The sequence below is a fragment of the Gramella sp. MAR_2010_147 genome (assembly GCF_900105135.1).
Taxonomy (GTDB): Bacteria; Bacteroidota; Bacteroidia; order Flavobacteriales; family Flavobacteriaceae; genus Christiangramia.
In genome coordinates, this window is record NZ_LT629741.1 from 2,472,350 (window position 1) to 2,491,292 (window position 18,943).

The following is an 18,943-nucleotide window of genomic DNA, read 5'->3' on the forward strand; positions in this document are numbered from 1 at the left end:
TTACATCTCCTTATAAACAGGCTCAAACAAAATTTTAAATCTCTTTTATAGCTTTTGCATTTAATTCCTTTTAATTTTGAAAAAATTGAAACGATTTATTTATGAAATATGATAGAATAGATAGGAGACTCTTTATAAAGAACCGAAAAAACTTCATGGAGAAGATGAAGCCAAAAAGTCTGGCGGTTTTTAATTCTAATGACGTTTATCCTATTGGTGCCGATAGTACCATGCCTTTTCAGCAAAACCGTGATATTTTTTATCTAAGTGGTGTAGATCAGGATGAAAGTATTCTGGTGTTATTCCCGGATGCTCCTGAAGAAAAGCACCGCGAAATTCTTTTTCTTACTGAAACCAATGAACATATTGCAGTTTGGGAAGGGGCGAAGCTTACTAAAGATGATGCTTTTGAAGTAAGTGGTGTCAAAACCGTGTACTGGATGAAAGATTTTGAAAAGATCTTTTTTGAAGTGATGACGCAATGTGAAACTGTTTATTTGAATACAAATGAACATTACAGGGCGAACCATGAAACGGAAACAAGAGATGAGCGTTTTATAAAATGGTGCAAGGAAAAGTACCCGGCGCACCAGGTGGCGAAGGCTAATCCAATTTTACAGAGGTTACGTTCCGTAAAAGATCCTATTGAGCTGGATTTAATGCAGAAAGCTTGTGATATTACTGAAAAAGCTTTCCGCAGGACATTAAAGTTTGTAAAACCCGGAGTGTGGGAATATGAGATAGAAGCGGAATATTATCACGAAATGATAAGAAACCGCTCTAAAGGCTTTGCTTATACACCAATTATCGCAAGTGGAAATAACGCCAATGTTCTACATTATATAGAGAACAGGCATCAGTGTAAGGAAGGAGACCTTATTCTTCTGGATACAGGAGCAGAATATGCGAATTATTCCAGTGACCTTAGTAGAACAATTCCAGTGTCAGGAAGGTATACAGACAGGCAAAAGCAGGTTTACAACGCGGTAAATAAAGTAAAAAAGAACGCTACGAAAATGCTGGTTCCAGGAACTATGTGGAAAGAATATCATGTAGAAGTTGGAAAAATGATGACTTCTGAATTGCTTGATCTTGGATTGCTTGATAAGGCTGACGTTCAAAATGAAGACCCGGACTGGCCTGCCTATAAAAAGTATTTTATGCATGGCACCTCTCATCATATTGGTTTAGATACTCATGATTATGGAATTCTAACCGAACCTATGCAGGCGAATCAGGTATTTACTGTAGAGCCGGGAATTTATCTTCCAGATGAAGGTTTCGGGATTAGGCTTGAAGACGATGTGGTGATCCAGGCAAAAGGAGAGCCTTTTAACTTAATGCGAAATATACCTATTGAAGTAGAGGAGATCGAGGAAATAATGAATTCTTAGATCCTTAAGGATAATTTAAAAGTTAATAATTGCCGCAAATTCCTGAATATCCATTCTTGAATTTGCGGTTTTTTAATTTAAGATATGAGTGAATTAAAGTTTAAAGGCGCAAAAATCCATTATACAAGTCGGGGGCAGGGAGCTAAAGTTCCTTTAGTGCTTTTACACGGATTTCTGGAAGATTCTAAAATATGGGCCCCAATTGTTAAGGAGCTACAAATGGAACGGCAGATTATTTGCATAGATCTACCAGGTCATGGAAAATCTGAAGGAATCGCTGAGGTACATTCAATATCACTGATGGCCGATGTGGTTCGGGAGGTTTTGAAACATCTTGAAATAGAAGAGATTAGCGTAGCGGGACACAGCATGGGTGGTTATGTGAGTTTGGAATTCCTCAAAAAATTTCCTATGATACTAAGAAGCATTGTGTTGATAAATTCAACGCCTATTGAGGATAGTGTGGAAAAGCGAAAAATACGTGAAAGATTTGTGCAATTAGTAGGTAAGAATAAAGAAGCTTATATAAGTATGGCTATTTCGAATCTCTATTCTGAAAAAAGTAGATTAAAATTTGCTTCAGAAATTGAAGATTTGAAGTCCCGGGCAATGAAAATGGAGATTGAAAATATACAGGCTTCGTTAAAAGGAATGAAAATTCGTACAAATTATTTACATGAACTTAAAGGCTTTCCTGGACAAAAGATCATCGCAGCCGCAAAAGAGGATTCAATTTTAGATATGAATGATTTAAAAAATATATCCGGAGAATGTAATTGTGAATTTTATAGCATGGAAAACGGTCATAATTCCCCGGTTGAAGATATCAACAATTTAAGAACAATAATACACTTAATCGATTAATTTGTGCATTTTGTCGAACCATTAACTTTTTTTTATACTTTAGTAATCTAGAAACCAGAAAATTAACCTTATATGAAAAAAGCAAACCCTACTTCATTTTCATTTGCAAAGGTTTGTTGCAGTATTTTCGGACACAAATTAAGAGTGTCTAAAAACATTACGAATCATGTACATGAGTACCAATGTAAAAATTGTGGTATGGAGATGACTGACACTGCAGATGGGCTTTTGGCAAGACTAACCCCCAAATTTAAGGAGACTAATGCGTATCTGGCAAAAATTCATAAAAAACGCAGACGGGTATTTATTGCAAAGGCTTCTTAATCTTCTTTGCTTCCCATCGAATTCCAGCCTCTGGCTATTAATGGCAGTTTCTGGTTAGCTCGGGTGACTAGGTGCATTCCTTCATTTTGCTCGGTCATATGGCCTATAACTGTCAAATGCGGGTTTCCTTTAATTTTAACATAATCATCCTGAGAAATCGTAAAAAGCAACTCGTAATCTTCTCCACCGCTTAATGCGATCATAGTGCTGTCTATTTCAAATTCTTCACAAACAGATATCACCGCTGGATCTAACGGGATTTTTTCCTCAAAAAGATTAGCACCCAATTTAGAATTCTTACAAAGATGAATCACTTCAGATGAAAGTCCGTCACTAACATCTATCATGGAAGTTGGTTTTACCTCAAGATCTTTAAGTAGTGGGGCGATATCTTTTCTCGCTTCCGGTTTCAATTGTCTTTCAATTAAATAAGTGTATTGATCCAGATCTGGTTGAGAATTTGGATTGGCTTTAAAAACCTCTTTTTCACGTTCCAGAATTTGTAATCCCATATATGCAGCTCCAAGATCCCCGGTTACTACCAGAAGATCGTTTGTTTTTGCGCCATCACGGTAAACAATATCCTCTTTTTCTGCAACCCCAAGTGCCGTGACACTTATCAGTAATCCGGAAGTGGAGGAAGTGGTGTCTCCACCAACGACATCTACATTATATATTTTTGATGCTAATTGAATTCCTGCATATAATTCTTCCAGTGCTTCTACTGGAAAACGGTTTGAAACAGCGATAGAAACAGTGATGTGGGTAGCCGTGGCATTCATTGCATAAATGTCTGAGAGGTTTACCATTACCGCTTTATATCCAAGATGTTTTAAAGGCATGTAAGCCAGGTCAAAATGGACTCCTTCCACCAGAAGGTCTGTACTAACAATGGTTTGTTTATTCTCAAAATTAAGTACTGCGGCATCATCACCAATAGCCTTAATTGTTGATTCTAGCTTAGGACTGAAGTTCCCGGTAAGATGATCTATTAAACCAAATTCACCTAATTCTGAAAGGTTTGTTTTGCTTTCCTGACTATTATCAAACATGCAATTGAATTTTAAAGTGCAAAAGTACGATTATAAAATTCATTGAGGAAGAATGAAGCAAAAGCTTTAAAATGAGCAAAAAGTGTTTAAGAATAAGTATTTTAAGAATTTGATATTTTGATTGATGGGCTCTATAATTCAATTCTTAAAACATATGCTTAGTCTATGGTAAAACACATGCTTTGTAGTATATTTGTGCCCAATTTAGAATTAATCTTTATAGGTTATGATTAAAGTTAGCGAAGAAGCAAAAACAAAAATTTCTGCTCTGATGACCGAAGGCGGTTTCAATCCCGAAGCCGATTATGTTCGTGTTGGTGTGAAGAGTGGTGGCTGCTCTGGCTTGTCTTATGAATTGAATTTTGATAAGAGTCAGGTGGATGGCGATAAAATTTTTGAAGACAATGATGTGAAAATTGTTGTTGATAAACGCAGTGTTCTGTATTTGGCAGGAACCATTCTGGAGTATTCAGGTGGTTTAAATGGAAAGGGTTTTGTTTTTAATAACCCAAATGCGCAGCGAACCTGTGGGTGTGGTGAGAGTTTTTCACTATAAAACTTTTAACGTTAACCGAGGTTGACGTCAATCTAAATTAGAATTAGCAATAATGGCATATACTGAAGACGATTTAAAGAAAGAGCTCGAAACAAAAGAGTATGAGTATGGATTTTATACAGATATAGAATCTGATACTTTTCCTGTGGGCTTGAACGAAGACATCGTGCGAGCGATTTCTAAGAAGAAAGAAGAACCAGAATGGATGACTGAATGGCGCCTGGAAGCTTATCGCGCCTGGGAAGATATGATCGAACCGGAATGGGCGAATGTAAAATACCCAAAACCGGATTTTCAAAATATCTCTTATTATTCAGCACCAAATAAAAAACCTAAATACGAAAGTTTAGATGAGGTAGATCCTGAATTGCTGGATACCTTTAAAAAACTTGGTATTTCCTTGGATGAGCAGAAGAAACTTGCAGGTGTTGCGGTAGATGTAGTGATGGACTCTGTTTCTGTGACTACCACTTTTAAAAAGACCCTTGCTGAGAAAGGAATTATTTTCTGTTCCATTTCTGAAGCGATCAAGGAACATCCGGAATTGGTGAAGAAATATTTGGGTACCGTGGTGCCTAAAAAAGACAATTTTTATGCTGCTTTGAATTCTGCAGTATTTAGTGATGGTTCTTTCTGTTATATTCCAAAGGGTGTTCGTTGTCCTATGGAACTTTCAACCTACTTTAGAATCAACCAGGCAGGAACCGGGCAGTTTGAGAGAACACTTGTAGTAGCAGATGAAGATAGTTATGTAAGTTACCTGGAAGGTTGTACTGCTCCTTCCCGTGATGAAAATCAATTGCATGCGGCTGTTGTAGAGCTTGTAGCACTGGATGGTTCTGAAATTAAATACAGTACAGTTCAAAACTGGTTTCCTGGAAATAAGGAAGGAAAAGGAGGAGTTTTCAATTTTGTTACTAAAAGAGGGCTTTGTGAGAATAACGCGAAGATCTCTTGGACTCAGGTGGAAACAGGATCTGCTGTTACCTGGAAATATCCTAGTTGTATTTTGAAAGGAGATAATTCGGTTGGAGAATTTTATTCTATTGCTGTAACTAATAACTGGCAGCAAGCCGATACCGGAACTAAGATGATCCATCTTGGGAAGAATACTAAGAGTACGATCATTTCAAAAGGTATATCGGCAGGACAGTCTCAGAATTCGTATCGTGGACTTGTCCAAATCAATGGAAGAGCTCATAATGCAAGGAATTTCTCGCAGTGTGATTCCCTTTTAATGGGTAATAAATGCGGAGCGCATACTTTTCCTTATATCGAGGTTAAAAATAAATCTGCCCAGGTAGAGCACGAAGCTACCACCAGTAAAATTGGGGAAGATCAGATTTTTTACTGTAACCAAAGAGGTATAGATACTGAGAAAGCGATCGCATTGATCGTGAATGGTTTTAGTAAAGAAGTCTTAAACAAGTTACCAATGGAATTTGCAGTAGAAGCGCAAAAACTACTCGAAATTTCACTTGAAGGTTCAGTTGGATAATACCAGCGCTATAATTGCTATGAAGAAGTTATTTGGATTATTGATATTGAGTTCTCTTCTTTTTTCCTGTCAGGATGAAGAACGTAGGGAACTTATGGATCAACCGGAAGTTGAAAAAGTGCCAGACAGTATTCAGGTTCTAAAAGGGGAATTTGTATATGGCGCAGATGCTGCGGTAATGAGAGGTGAGAACTTTGTTTATGGAGTTACCCTGGATTCATTGTCCCAGCTTCTTTCAGATAAAATAGCTCCTTTAAAATCGGACGATTTTCAAATGATCCCTGTGACGGTAAAAGCGAAAATAAAGCCTAATCCAGCGCAGGAAGGCTGGGAAGAGGTAATTGAAATTTTAGAGATTATTAAAGTTCCTGAAGGAGCAAAAGTGTTAGACACTATAAATTAATAAATAGAAAAAATTAAATCCATCTGCTTAGGCAGATTCAGAATTGATAGACATGCTTAAAATAAAGAATTTACACGCCAGCATAGAAGATAAAGAGATCTTAAAGGGAATTAATCTTGAGATCAATCCGGGGGAGGTCCATGCGATCATGGGGCCAAACGGTTCAGGAAAAAGTACGTTATCTTCAGTGATTGCAGGAAGGGAAGAATATGAAATGACTGATGGAGAAATGATTTTTGAAGGAGCAGATCTTCGCGAAATGGATCCTGAAGAAAGAGCTCACAAAGGTATTTTCCTTTCTTTTCAATATCCGGTGGAAATTCCGGGGGTGTCGGTGACCAACTTTATTAAAACGGCCATCAATGCCCAGAGAAAAGCTCATGGAAAAGAGGATATGCCAGCCAATGAAATGCTGAAAATGATTCGTGAGAAATCTGAAATGCTGGAAATAGACCGTAAATTTTTATCACGTTCTCTTAATCAGGGATTTTCAGGTGGTGAGAAGAAGCGTAATGAAATCTTCCAAATGGCGGTTTTGGACCCAAAATTATCTATTCTTGATGAAACAGATTCAGGCCTGGATATCGATGCCTTAAAAGTGGTTGCTGATGGGGTGAATAAATTGAGAAGAGAAGATAACGCGGTATTGCTTATTACTCACTATCAGAGATTGTTGAATTATATTGTCCCAGATGTAGTGCATGTGATGGTAGACGGAAAAATCGTAAAATCTGGAGGAAAGGAACTTGCGCACGAATTAGAAGAAAGAGGGTACGATTGGGTAAAAAAGGAAACAGTTTAGGATTTAATATTCAATGTTTCTGAAAAAGAAAACTCTGAATTTTAAATTTTAAACCTGAAATTGAACAAAATGGAATTAAAAGATAAACTTATCTCATCATTTTTAGCCTTTGAAGAAGGCCTGGAACCTGATAGGGGAATGGATACCATAAGAAATCAGGCGATCAAGGATTTCGAAAACCTTGGTTTTCCTAATAAAAAAGATGAGGACTGGAAATATACTTCGCTTAATGCTGTTTTAAAACATGATTATAGCGTATTTCCTAAGAAAGAAGATGCGATAGATTATCGTGATATCAAGAAATATTTGATTCATGATATAGATACTTATGACCTGGTTTTTATTGATGGAATTTATTCTTCTCATCTTTCCCAAACTACTCATGAGAAGATCGATGTTTGCTTGATGTCATCTGCATTAACTAAGGATAAATATAGGCCGGTGATAGATAACTACTTTAGTAAGGTAGCGCCAAAATCTGGTTTAAATTCATTGAATACTGCATTTGCAAAAGAAGGTGCATTTATTCATATTCATAAGAACAAGCAGGCAGATAAGCCCATCCAGATCATTAATTTTGCAACTGGAAACGAGTCTTCCCTTTTACTTCAGCCAAGAAATTTAGTAGTTGTAGAAGAGAATTCGTACGTTCAAATTATTGAGAGGCACCAAAGTCTTACAGATCATCCAGTACTTACCAATTCTGTAACAGAGATCTTTGCCGATAGACGCGCGATGGTTGATTATTATAAGATCCAGAATGATAAAGCTTCTGCTTCTTTGATAGACAATACTTTTATAGAACAAAAAGATGAAAGCAATGTTTCAGTCCATACATTTTCATTTGGCGGAAAACTTACCCGTAATAATCTGAATTTCTATCAGAAAGGCGAGCGTATAGATTCTACCATGAAAGGGGTGACGATCATTGAAGGTAAGCAGCACGTAGATCATAATACACTAGTTCATCATATAGAACCAAATTGTGAGAGTCACCAGGATTATAAAGGAATTTTTGGTGATAGTTCAACCGGTGTTTTCAATGGAAAAGTGCTGGTAGAGAAAGAAGCTCAAAAGACAAATGCGTACCAGTCTAACAATAATATTCTGGCAGATGATAAAGCGACGATCAACTCTAAACCTCAATTAGAGATCTTTGCAGATGATGTGGCCTGTAGTCACGGTTGTACCATTGGTCAGTTAGATGAAGATGCTTTATTTTATTTACAATCTCGTGGGATTCCTAGGAAGGAAGCTCGTGGATTGATGATGTATGCTTTCGCCAACAACGTATTGGAGAGTGTAAAGATCCCGGAAGTAAAGAAAAGAATCAATAAACTGATCGCTTCTAAACTGGAAGTAGAATTAGGTTTTAACCTGTAGTCAGTTAAAATATCCTGGTAATATAAATGTGTTTTTTTCAGCCTGAGCATATCAAAGGCTATGGGCGAGACACAAAGTAGCGCCAGATAAATAAGAAATTATTTAAAATTATAAAGGATGAGTCAGCAAACTCAGGCAAAGACATTTGAGGTTGAAAAGATCCGCAAGGATTTTCCAATTCTTAACCGTGAGGTGAATGGCTATCCTTTGGTTTATTTTGATAATGCAGCGACTGCCCAAACACCTAAGCAGGTTATGGACGCGATCGTTGATTATTATTCAAATTACAACGCCAATATTCATAGAGGTGTACACTCCTTATCTCAGGAAGCCACCGATAAATATGAGGAAGCAAGGATTAAGATCCAGAAGCATTTTAATGCTGAAAAGGCTCACGAGATCATTTTTACTTCAGGTACTACCCACGGGATTAACCTGGTAGCTAACGGATTTTCTTCAATTTTGAAGGAAGGAGATGAGATACTGGTTTCGGCAATGGAACATCATTCTAATATCGTTCCGTGGCAAATGCTGTGTGAAAAGACGGGAGCCAAACTGAAGGTGATTCCAATGGATCTTAAGGGAGAACTTGTTTATTCAGAATTTGAAAACCTAATAAATGCCAATACAAAACTGGTGTTTTTAAATCATGTTTCTAATGCGCTTGGTACCGTAAATCCAATAAAAAGTATTATTGAAAAAGCCCACGAAAAGGGTGCCGCGGTTTTAATTGATGGAGCACAGGCTGCACCGCATATTAAAGCTGATGTTCAGGAATTAGATGTTGACTTTTATGTAGTTTCTGCCCATAAAATGTGTGGTCCAACGGGAGTAGGAGTGCTTTACGGAAAAGAGAAGTGGTTGGAAAAACTTCCCCCCTACCAGGGTGGTGGTGAAATGATCGCCACGGTTTCTTTTGAGAAAACTACCTACGCCGGTCTTCCACATAAATTTGAAGCTGGAACGCCAAATATTTGCGGTGGAATCGCTTTTGGGGCGGCTATAGATTATATGAATGCACTAGGTTTTGATGAGATCGCTGCCTATGAGCATGAATTACTCGCCTACGGAACAAAGAAGCTAAAGGAAATAGAGGGAATGAAGATCTATGGGGAAGCTTCTGAGAAAACAGCGGTGATTTCATTTAATGTTGAAGGCCTTCACCCTTACGATATAGGAACTTTGCTGGATAAAATGGGTATAGCAGTTCGTACCGGTCATCATTGCGCACAACCCGTGATGGACTTCTTTAAAATTCCTGGAACTGTAAGAGCATCTTTCTCTTTCTATAATACATTTCATGAAATAGATCTTTTTATCGATGCGGTAAAAAAAGCTAAAACGATGCTGGAATAGTAACTTATTTCCAAAAATTCTAAGATTTTTTAAATTTTAACATCTCTTCTCGTTCGACGAATAGCCTTGTTTCACCGTCGAAACAACTTGTTGTGTTAACAGAATCTTTCCTTTCCGTTAATGATTGCTTAAGACTTTGGCTATATTCGGCTCGTATTTTTCATAAAAACCTATGAAATAGTGTCAAAAATATCAAACTTGAACCAAACAATTAACAAGTCGGTATTTTTCACATTTTTGGCCAATACAATTTAAAACTACCGACGGGAAATAATTTTTTAACCAAAAACTTATTACTACATGAAAAGAATTTATTTACTGGCTTCGGCCCTGACCCTGGTATTCACATCCTGCCAGAAATCTTCAGAAGAAAGTGTTGAAGAATCTATGGCAGCACCACAGGAAACCCTTGCAATTGCAAAAGAGCAATGTGGAACTATGGGAGTTCTTGACGAGAAGATCGCTGAGAATCCAGGTCTTGTTGCAAAAATGGCTGCTGTAGAAGAGCATACTCAAAAAGCTGTTAGCAACGGTTGGACAAAGCGTCTTGCGGCTGATGGAAAAATTGAAATTCCAATCGTTTTCCATGTACTTTATAAAGATGCAAGTGAGAATATTCCACTTTCTCAACTTCAGGATCAGGTTACTGCCTTAAACGAAGATTTTAGCCTGAACAACCCTGGAAGAAATTCTATTCCGGCAGAATTTCAGAGCGTAGAAGCAAACATAGGTGTTCGTTTCGTTCTGGAAGACGTTATTCGTGTTAAAACCAAAAAACGTCAATGGAGACCAGATGATAGTATGAAATTTGCTTCCAGTGACGGGTCTGACGTTGTAAATCCACAAGAATTCCTTAACATCTGGGTGGTAAGTAATATGCCATACCGTGGAGGTAATATCCTCGGTTATGCTCAATTTCCTGGAGGAAGCTGGGCTACAGATGGTGTAGTTATGGACCACAGGTTTACGGGAACAACTCAGTATTCAACCGGGAGAACTGCAACTCACGAAGTAGGTCACTGGTTAAATTTACGTCACATTTGGGGTGACGGTGGATGTGGTGCTACAGATTTTGTAGCTGATACTCCAGATTCTGATGCTGCTTCAAGAGGATGCCCTACGTATCCAACTGTAAACTGTGGAACTGCAGATATGACCATGAATTTCATGGACTATTCTGACGATCCATGTTTGAACATGTTTACTGAAGGTCAAAAGTCTAGAATGCTTAGTGTATTTGCTAACGGAGGTTTCCGTGAGACAATGGCTGACTAATCTTTCAGTTAATAAAATTTAAAAGAGGCACCCTTGTGGTGCCTTTTTTTGTAATATGCTATAAATACAAAAAGAATAGAGATATGAAAATTTCCTTTTTAGCCATTATACTTATGTTTTTCTCTACTAATGATTGTTCTAATCAGGAAGGAGACCTGATAGCATCTTTTAGCTATGAAACTTTTACAAGAGGCTCATCTACCATGTATACTGTTACACCGAAAAAGGTTACCGTGAAAAGTACAGGTTTAAATGCTGATGAAAATTCTAATAATATTGCTGCAGATGACTGGTCAGCTTTAATAGAAATTACTAATACTATAGATGTTTCAAAGATGAGTCAGTTAAAAGCCCCTTCAGATTCAAGAGCTTCAGATGCTGCTTTACATGCAATTTTGAGTGTGCGTAAGAATGATACTATTTATAAGACTAATTCCTTTGATCATGGGAATCCACCGGAAGATGTGAAACCATTAGTTGAGGCTATTCTAAGATTGGCAGAAAATGTTGAATAGCACTGCTGCTTATTGTACTTTTGCATAAAATTGAAATATGACGATTCAGGAAAAACAACAGGAAGTAGTTGATGAGTTTTCAATGTTTGATGACTGGATGCAGCGCTATGAGTATATGATAGAGCTGGGCAAGTCATTACCTCTTATTGACGAGAAATATAAGATCGATGAGAACCTCATAAAAGGTTGTCAGAGCAAGGTATGGGTTCATGCTGAACTTGAAGGTGATAAACTGGCTTTTACTGCAGATAGTGATGCTATTATAACAAAGGGAATTGTAGCCATTCTTATTAGAGTATTTTCAGACCAACATCCTTCAGAAATTATCGATGCCGATACTGAATTTATTGATGAAATTGGTTTAAAAGAGCATTTGTCTCCAACCAGAGCCAACGGACTGGTAAGTATGATCAAACAATTAAAAATGTATGCGATAGCATATCAAACACAATTAAATTAAGATGGAACAGGAAATAAATACACAGGAATTAGGGGAGAAGATCGTAACTGTTCTAAAAACAATATATGATCCTGAGATCCCTGTAGATATATATGAGCTTGGGCTTATTTATGATGTGATGGTAAGTACAGATTATGATGTGAAGATCTTAATGACGCTTACCACTCCAAATTGTCCCGTAGCTGAAACGCTTCCCCTGGAAGTGGAAGAAAAGGTGAAATCTCTGGATATGGTAAAAGATGCTGAAGTGGAGATCACTTTTGATCCACCGTGGAGTCAGGATTTGATGAGTGAAGGTGCCAAGCTGGAACTCGGACTTTTATAATTCAGAATTATGGCGGAAGAGATATTAAATCGGGTCGCTCAAAGTAAACTAATAACCTTTAATCTTGAGGATCATTATCCAAAAGGTCAAAGGTTGGTTTTTGATATTAGCCAGTGGTTGTATGAGGGCTTTGTATTGAGAGAAAAGGAGTTTAGAAATCAGGCAAAGGAGTATGATTGGTCAAAGCATAAAGATCAATTCATAGCTTTAAATTGTTCTACAGATGCTATAGTGCCCGCCTGGGCTTATATGCTTATAAGTTCATATTTAGAGCCATATGCTAAAAAGGTAGTGGTTGGTGATCTTGAAATGCTGGAAAGTCATCTTTATCAGGAGGTTATAGAAAATATTGATGTCGCAGATTTAAAGGATAAAGCTGTGATTGTGAAAGGATGTTCAAATAAACCAGTACCCAAAAACGCCTATATTTTCCTAATACAAAAATTACAACCTGTTGTAAAAAGTCTCATGTACGGTGAGGCATGCTCATCAGTTCCTTTATATAAAAAATCAAAAAAATAGAAATGAAGAAAACTTTGCTCTTTGCATTTTCATTAATGCTCAGTATAACGATTTCCTACGCACAAGAAGAAGAGAACGATACCATTCCAAATGGCTGGAAAAAAGAAGGAAATGTCCAGCTGCTTTTTAATCAATCGGCATTTAATAAAGAGTGGACCGGTGGTGGAACTTCCAGCGTTGCCGGAAATCTAACCGTAGACTATGAGTTCAATTATAGAATGAATGAGTTTACCTGGGATAATAAAATTATTGCGAATTACGGGCTAACAAAGGTAAAGGGAGATGAATTTGCAAGAAAGACCAGTGACAGGCTGGAGTTAAACTCTATTGCAGGTAAACAAATTGAAGAAACCGATTTTTATTATTCGTGGTTCCTGAATTTCAGAACCCAGTTTGCAAAAGGATATGAATTTGGTGAGGATCCGGAAACAGGAGAAACTATTCGTACCGAAACCACTCATTTTATGTCTCCTGCATATTTACAATCAGGCCCGGGTATCATGTATAAAAAAGGTGACAATTTTGTATTGAACCTTGCACCTGCCACGGCAAGATTCATTTTTGTAGATAAAGATTTTACTAGCGTTGAAGGTTATGAAGATGGTCAGTATTTTGGAGTAGATCAGGGTAAATCTATGCGATTTGAATTAGGTGCGGCCCTTAGTGCATTTTTGAGTTATGAAGTACTTGAAAATGTGAATATGGAGCATTCACTTTCATTATATTCAAATTATCTCGATAAACCAGGAAATGTAGATATAGATTATTTACTAAATCTTGAGATGGGTATTAACGATTATCTATCGGCTAATTTAATATTCCAGGCGATTTATGATGACAATGCTGTTGCTGCGTTCCAGATTAGAGAAGTTTTTGGATTAGGAGTCAATTTTGGATTTTAATTAAATCAAGCCTTAAAATAATAAGAGGCCTGTGTATTTTAAATACACAGGCTTTTTTCAGTTAAAATTTTGTTGAAGTATTTTCAGTTTTAAACTGATAGCTTTCTATTGATTACCTTTGTGCTTATGATTGAAAAGACCGATTTATCTTATGAAAGAACTGTTCTAATTGGTATAGTTACCAGAGATCAGGATCAGGAAAAACTGGAGGAGTATCTGGACGAATTAGAGTTTCTTACTTATACCGCCGGTGGGGAAGTGATTAAAAGATTTTCGCAACGAATGGATAGACCAGATCCAAAAACTTTTATTGGTTCTGGAAAGATGAATGATGTGAAAGAATTTGCCGCAGAGAACGATATTGGGGCGGTTATTTTTGATGATGAACTTTCACCGGCACAACAGAAAAATATTGAAAAGCTATTAAAGTGTAAAATTCTGGACAGGACCGGTCTTATCCTTGATATTTTCGCGCAGAGAGCTAAAACAAGCTATGCAAGAACCCAGGTAGAACTTGCGCAATATGAGTACCTGTTACCAAGATTAGCGGGAATGTGGACACACCTTGAAAGACAGCGTGGAGGTATTGGAATGCGTGGTCCCGGAGAAACAGAGATCGAGACCGACCGTAGGATAGTTCGCGATAAAATTTCCCTTCTTAAAAAACAACTGAAGACCATAGATAAACAAATGGAGGTTCAGCGGGGTAACAGGGGGCAATTAGTACGAGTGGCACTTGTGGGATATACCAATGTTGGAAAATCCACATTGATGAATGTAATAAGTAAAAGTGATGTTTTTGCAGAGAACAAACTTTTCGCTACTCTGGATACAACCGTTAGAAAAGTGGTTATACGCAATTTACCCTTCTTGTTAAGTGATACGGTGGGATTCATTAGGAAGTTACCTACACAGCTTGTAGAGTCCTTTAAATCGACTCTTGATGAGGTGAGGGAGGCCGATCTTTTACTTCATGTCGTAGATATTTCACACCCTAACTTTGAAGATCATATAGATTCAGTAAATAAAATCCTCACTGAAATTGAAACGCTGGGAAAACCAACGATCATGGTCTTTAATAAAATAGACTCTTATCAACCTGAAAAGATTGAAGAGGACGACCTTATTACCGAAAAGACTTCAGCACATTATTCCTTAAAGGAGTGGAAAAGGACATGGATGAATCGTGTAGGTGATAATGCCCTTTTTATTTCGGCGTTAAATAAGGAAAATATGGAAGATTTCCGCAAGAAAGTATACGAGGCAGTAAGAGATATTCATATAACAAGGTTTCCTTATAACAATTTTCTATATCCTGAGTATGATAAATACGGAGAAGAAAAGGAATAGCTTAATAAAGCTTTGACTGAATTTTGAAAGTATCTTTTTAAATTTATGAGGATCAAAAACTTATAAATTATGAAAAAGTTATATATACTTTTAGTTGTCTTAGCGATGAGCTTTGGCGTTACGGCACAATCTCTCGAAGGTTCCTGGAAACTCACAGAAGAAAATGGTAAAAAGTTAACTGATAAAGAAATTATCAGGATCTATCAGGACAATTATTTTACTGAAGGTGCTAAGAAAACAGGTTCTAATGAATTTCTCTGGGCTCAAGGAGGTGAATATTCAAACGAAGATCACTCTGTAACTTTAGATTTTCATACTACATCTCCAGAATTAATCGGGCAAACCACAGAGTTTGATTTAACATGGGTGGATGATCAAACCATAAAAATCGAAGGACCAAATTCTGTCCAGGTCTGGAAGCGAGTTTCAAGCAAAAAGAAAGATCTTGACGGGAATTGGGTAATTACCGGCAGAAAAAGAGGCGGAGAAATGAGCACTATGACTCCTGGAGATCGGCGTACCATCAAAATGCTGGGCGGTGGACGATTTCAATGGGTAGCGTTTAATTCGGCCACCAAAGAATTTTCCGGAACCGGTGGGGGAACCTATTCCGCAGAAAACGGAAAATATATTGAGAATATAGAATTCTTTTCAAGGGATAGTAACCGGGTAGGAGCCAGTCTTGATTTTAATTACGAACTAAAAGATGGAGAGTGGCATCACTCGGGAAAAAGCTCCAAAGGGGATCCTATTTATGAAATTTGGTCGCCTTATTCGGAAGCCTATTCAAAATAGATTACCAGATAGATTTTGAGAACTCAAATTTGAGCTTACTTTTTATTTTTTCGGAGCTTATTTTTTTTCCTTTGGAGTTTCCTGAATCTTCAAATTCGGGTGCCGGCATTCCGCGATCTAAAGCTATTTTTGTATAATATTCTTTTTTTGGAGGATGTTCGGGATACACTACATTCCAGATCGAATTATCTTTTGGTTTATCTATTAGCTTAAAAATTGCAGAAATACAGTCTTCCTGATGAACCAGATTAATAGGCGCATCAGGATTTTTCACTCCATCTTTTCCTGATAAGTGATTAATGGGATGTCTTTTTTCTCCAATTAGACCACCAAACCTTAAAATGGAAGCGTTAAAACTTTTATTGTTCAGGAATAACAATTCTACGTTACGTAGTTGTATAGAGGTGTCGTCATTTTGATTTGTATCTGAAGTTTCATCGTAAACAGTATATTCATTGGTGTCTTCATAGACCGAAGTGGAGCTGGTAAAGATCACTTTTTGAAGATATGATTTTTCGATATATGGAATAAGGTTTCTTATTTTCTTTACAAAATCGATTTCAGGATTTTTTCTTAATCCCGGAGGGACATCAACAATTAGAAGATTCGTTCCGGAAAGAAAAGATCTTATATCTCCCTGAATTCCTTTTTCAAAAAGTTTAATGGAGTAGGGAACAATACCTGCAGAGCGTACTTCACTCATTTTATCCATGCTGGTAACCGATCCTCTAACTTCGTGGTTTTCTTTCCGAAGTCTTTTTCCAAGTTCCATTCCAAGCCATCCGCACCCCAATATTGCTATTTTCATCTTAATTTTTAATTCTAATTGTTTTCTTTAAAATGGTGACATCATTCAATATAAAAGGTCTAGGGATCATGCCCTCAGGTCTTTCTTTTACATTTAGATCCTTATTCCCTATAAGATCGTAAGCAGATTCATAGATCACAAATTCCGGAAGATCTCCTTTCTCCACGCTAAAGTCTATTCTTAATGTATCCTGATTGGATGCGTAATATGTCAATAACCGCTCTTTCCAGCGTCTCTTGAACATATGAAAGGCATTCTCTCCTAAATATACTTCACCGGCTTCAAGCCCGTTTACTTTAAATTCTTTGAAATCTACATCTTTTGTCTCATAGATCTCCATCCTGTTAATCACCCTGTTTGGCGCTATTTTCAAAGAATAGTTCTGGTTGCTCAAACTATCCAGTCCCCTGTTTTCAATAATAATTTTGGGTTCTGGAATATTTATATATGGAGCTTCTGCCTTAAAGGTGAAACCGCTTCCATATTTACTGCTAAAATTAGATTCTGTATGAGAGGTTTTAACAGGGTTTTCCCCAAAATATTCTGAAGTCCAGTCATCTACCATACTGTCATAGGAATACCAGGTAGAGGTGTTTTCATCCAGATCCTGCAAATATACCAAACTGTTAGGTTTTGGCTTGTCTATACTGAAATCTGAATAATAATGCGCCACGAAAATAAGAACATTAAATATTAGGAAACATAGCACCGCAAAAGATTTTAAACGTCTAAAATATCCAAATAAAGGCAGGAATAGAAAAAATAACAGGCTTACAAGTATCGCAGTAACGAACAACATTTTTAGTCCTAATGCAACGGGAAGACTCCATATAAAAGGTAATAAGATAAATATCGCAGGGCTGGAGAGCACGACCATTAGAATTCGGTTTGGTTTTTCCTGGCGTATCATTACAAAAAGCTGTAATAATCCAAAATAAACCGGGATTATAAAGTAAGCAGCACCTTTAAGGTACACAGAGATCAATCCGCATATTATTAACCATAAAGTTAATGGAGCTATAAACACAGAAGCTGTTCTTAGACTTCTCCTGAGTAAATGATAGATCATAAAACAAACGGCCAGTGCCAGAAATATGCAAGAAGAAATATACCAGTAGCCATTGTAGGTAAATCCATGTTCCATTTCAGAATATTCTGGATAGATAAAAAGGCAGAATTGCCAGAAACCCCAAACAAGTAAACCAGAAACGATCAAACTTAATATTACTGGAATAAAACCTTTAAAGATCCCAATTATATTAAGGCTTTCTCTTCTTATGCCATAGATCACAAGCGCTATAAACAGGATAATTGCCAATATAAGCATTGGAGAGATCCAGTTAAATGGATAGGTTACAAATTCCCCAAAAGGCAGGCTGAAATAGATAAGATCCCTGTCACTGGAAAGATTTTCTATATCCCTATTGCTAAAATAATCAAGAAGAGGCATCAGGTAGCTTCCCTGGTGCGCGAGCGTTTCCTTATCAAGGTTTTTTGGAAGATCATTTGCCGTATGATAATCAAAATGGTCATCTATAAAAGCAAAATTATATCCATTGATATCTCCCTCTTCCCTTAAAACCGTGAGATCTGTATCGTTAGGAAGCATTTTGTAAATGCTATATGCCAGGGAGTTAGTGACCGGGAAATCAACATCAGCCTCTTTAAAGGCTTCAATTAATTTTGCGTTTTTCCCATTAGTTTCCAGGAGCATAAAAGGATTTCCTCCACTGCCGCGTGCTTCAAAATTTAAAGCAAGCTTTGCGTCTTTAGCCCATGGATGATCTTTAATAAAAAGTCCGGCACCATTTAATCCCAGCTCTTCAGCATCTGTAAAAAGGAGAATAATATCATTTTGATGTTCTGGGTTCTTTTCAAGAAAAGCTCTTATGCCTTCCAGTATGGTTGCTACCCCACTTCCGGCATCACTTGCGCCATATGAAGAATGCATCGCAGAATCATAATGCGTCATTAATACAAGTGCATCACCATTCCTGGAGCCGTCAATTCTGGCAAGTATATTTTGTGGTTTAACAAGGACTCCGTGTTTATTAAGATGATAAGCCTCCTGGGTTTGGACTTCGAGACCCATTTTTTGAAGTTGATCTACGATATAGTTTCTCGCCTTACTGTGAGCAGGACTACCCACGTAATGAGGTTCTTTTGCTATCGCTTCTACATGCTCAAAAGCACGGGAGGTAGAAAAGTTGGTTAAATTACCATTTGTATCAGGATCAAAATCAGGTTGGTCAAAATTAAAACTTAACCATACCGTGAAGATGATCAGGAGAAAGGCGATTAAGCCAGTAAATCGGTTAGTCATGAATTTAGGTTCAGAAGTCTTAAAGTTAAATAAGTT

The 18,943-nt window shown here is 37.2% G+C and carries 20 protein-coding genes; 17 read left to right on the forward strand and 3 right to left on the reverse strand.

Going from position 1 to position 18,943, the window contains the following annotated elements; translation table 11 throughout:
- Positions 1-101: 101 nt before the first annotated feature.
- The 3 genes from BLT95_RS11215 to BLT95_RS14555 all read left to right on the forward strand — a co-directional run bounded on the left by BLT95_RS11215 (position 102) and on the right by BLT95_RS14555 (position 2,582).
- A complete protein-coding gene (locus tag BLT95_RS11215; RefSeq protein ID WP_089666273.1) occupies positions 102-1,394 on the forward strand; it encodes an aminopeptidase P family protein in 1,293 nt (430 codons plus the stop codon).
- Positions 1,395-1,478: 84 nt separating this feature from the next.
- Positions 1,479-2,258: an alpha/beta fold hydrolase gene (locus BLT95_RS11220; protein ID WP_089666275.1), complete on the forward strand. Its 780-nt coding sequence runs from the start codon at positions 1,479-1,481 to the stop codon at positions 2,256-2,258.
- A 198-nt stretch (positions 2,259-2,456) separates the two neighbouring features.
- The gene (locus BLT95_RS14555; protein ID WP_262490116.1) at positions 2,457-2,582 is read left to right on the forward strand and encodes a hypothetical protein; all 126 of its coding nucleotides are present in this window, start codon (positions 2,457-2,459) and stop codon (positions 2,580-2,582) included.
- Here the strand turns inward: BLT95_RS14555 and thiL are convergent.
- Positions 2,579-3,634: a thiamine-phosphate kinase gene (thiL, locus tag BLT95_RS11230; protein WP_089666277.1), complete on the reverse strand. Its 1,056-nt coding sequence runs from the start codon at positions 3,632-3,634 to the stop codon at positions 2,579-2,581. The genes BLT95_RS14555 and thiL overlap by 4 nt on opposite strands.
- Before the next feature lie 226 nt (positions 3,635-3,860).
- Here thiL and BLT95_RS11235 point away from each other — a divergent pair, with 226 nt between their 5' ends.
- From BLT95_RS11235 to BLT95_RS11300, 14 genes are all read left to right on the forward strand, one after another.
- Positions 3,861-4,190, forward strand: a complete 330-nt coding sequence (locus BLT95_RS11235; protein ID WP_089666278.1) for an iron-sulfur cluster assembly accessory protein — start codon at positions 3,861-3,863, stop codon at positions 4,188-4,190.
- Between the two features lie 52 nt (positions 4,191-4,242).
- Positions 4,243-5,688 (forward strand): Fe-S cluster assembly protein SufB, encoded by a 1,446-nt coding sequence (gene sufB / locus BLT95_RS11240; protein ID WP_089666279.1) that lies wholly within the window; start codon positions 4,243-4,245, stop codon positions 5,686-5,688.
- Positions 5,689-5,707: 19 nt separating this feature from the next.
- Positions 5,708-6,091, forward strand: a complete 384-nt coding sequence (locus tag BLT95_RS11245) for a hypothetical protein (protein WP_157718051.1) — start codon at positions 5,708-5,710, stop codon at positions 6,089-6,091.
- 52 nt (positions 6,092-6,143) lie between these two features.
- Complete coding sequence (sufC, locus tag BLT95_RS11250) at positions 6,144-6,893, forward strand: Fe-S cluster assembly ATPase SufC (RefSeq protein WP_089666281.1); 750 nt, start codon at positions 6,144-6,146, stop codon at positions 6,891-6,893.
- Between the two features lie 69 nt (positions 6,894-6,962).
- Positions 6,963-8,276 carry a Fe-S cluster assembly protein SufD gene (gene sufD / locus BLT95_RS11255; protein WP_089666282.1) on the forward strand — a complete coding sequence of 438 codons (1,314 nt, stop codon included), beginning with the start codon at positions 6,963-6,965 and terminating at the stop codon, positions 8,274-8,276.
- Between the two features lie 117 nt (positions 8,277-8,393).
- Positions 8,394-9,632 carry a cysteine desulfurase gene (locus BLT95_RS11260; protein WP_089666283.1) on the forward strand — a complete coding sequence of 413 codons (1,239 nt, stop codon included), beginning with the start codon at positions 8,394-8,396 and terminating at the stop codon, positions 9,630-9,632.
- A gap of 300 nt (positions 9,633-9,932) precedes the next feature.
- Entirely contained in the window at positions 9,933-10,907 is a 975-nt protein-coding gene (locus BLT95_RS11265) for a zinc metalloprotease (protein ID WP_089666284.1), read from the forward strand.
- An 83-nt stretch (positions 10,908-10,990) separates the two neighbouring features.
- On the forward strand, positions 10,991-11,422 hold the full coding sequence (locus BLT95_RS11270) for a hypothetical protein (protein WP_089666285.1): 432 nt from the start codon (positions 10,991-10,993) through the stop codon (positions 11,420-11,422).
- Positions 11,423-11,459: 37 nt separating this feature from the next.
- Positions 11,460-11,882, forward strand: a complete 423-nt coding sequence (locus BLT95_RS11275; protein WP_089666286.1) for a SufE family protein — start codon at positions 11,460-11,462, stop codon at positions 11,880-11,882.
- 1 nt (position 11,883) lies between these two features.
- A complete protein-coding gene (locus tag BLT95_RS11280) occupies positions 11,884-12,207 on the forward strand; it encodes an iron-sulfur cluster assembly protein (RefSeq protein ID WP_026914726.1) in 324 nt (107 codons plus the stop codon).
- A 9-nt stretch (positions 12,208-12,216) separates the two neighbouring features.
- Positions 12,217-12,729, forward strand: coding sequence for a DUF2480 family protein (locus tag BLT95_RS11285; protein ID WP_089666287.1), 513 nt, complete (start codon positions 12,217-12,219; stop codon positions 12,727-12,729).
- Positions 12,730-12,731: 2 nt separating this feature from the next.
- Positions 12,732-13,631, forward strand: a complete 900-nt coding sequence (locus tag BLT95_RS11290) for a DUF3078 domain-containing protein (protein ID WP_089666288.1) — start codon at positions 12,732-12,734, stop codon at positions 13,629-13,631.
- A gap of 126 nt (positions 13,632-13,757) precedes the next feature.
- Positions 13,758-14,981 (forward strand): GTPase HflX, encoded by a 1,224-nt coding sequence (gene hflX, locus BLT95_RS11295; RefSeq protein WP_089666289.1) that lies wholly within the window; start codon positions 13,758-13,760, stop codon positions 14,979-14,981.
- A gap of 69 nt (positions 14,982-15,050) precedes the next feature.
- Positions 15,051-15,776 carry a hypothetical protein gene (locus BLT95_RS11300; protein ID WP_089666290.1) on the forward strand — a complete coding sequence of 242 codons (726 nt, stop codon included), beginning with the start codon at positions 15,051-15,053 and terminating at the stop codon, positions 15,774-15,776.
- A gap of 1 nt (position 15,777) precedes the next feature.
- On the opposite strand, the gene BLT95_RS11305 is transcribed toward BLT95_RS11300, so the two are convergent.
- On the reverse strand, positions 15,778-16,584 hold the full coding sequence (locus BLT95_RS11305; protein ID WP_089666291.1) for an NAD(P)-dependent oxidoreductase: 807 nt from the start codon (positions 16,582-16,584) through the stop codon (positions 15,778-15,780).
- Position 16,585: 1 nt separating this feature from the next.
- Positions 16,586-18,907, reverse strand: a complete 2,322-nt coding sequence (locus tag BLT95_RS11310) for a M20/M25/M40 family metallo-hydrolase (RefSeq protein WP_089666292.1) — start codon at positions 18,905-18,907, stop codon at positions 16,586-16,588.
- Positions 18,908-18,943 lie beyond the last annotated feature (36 nt).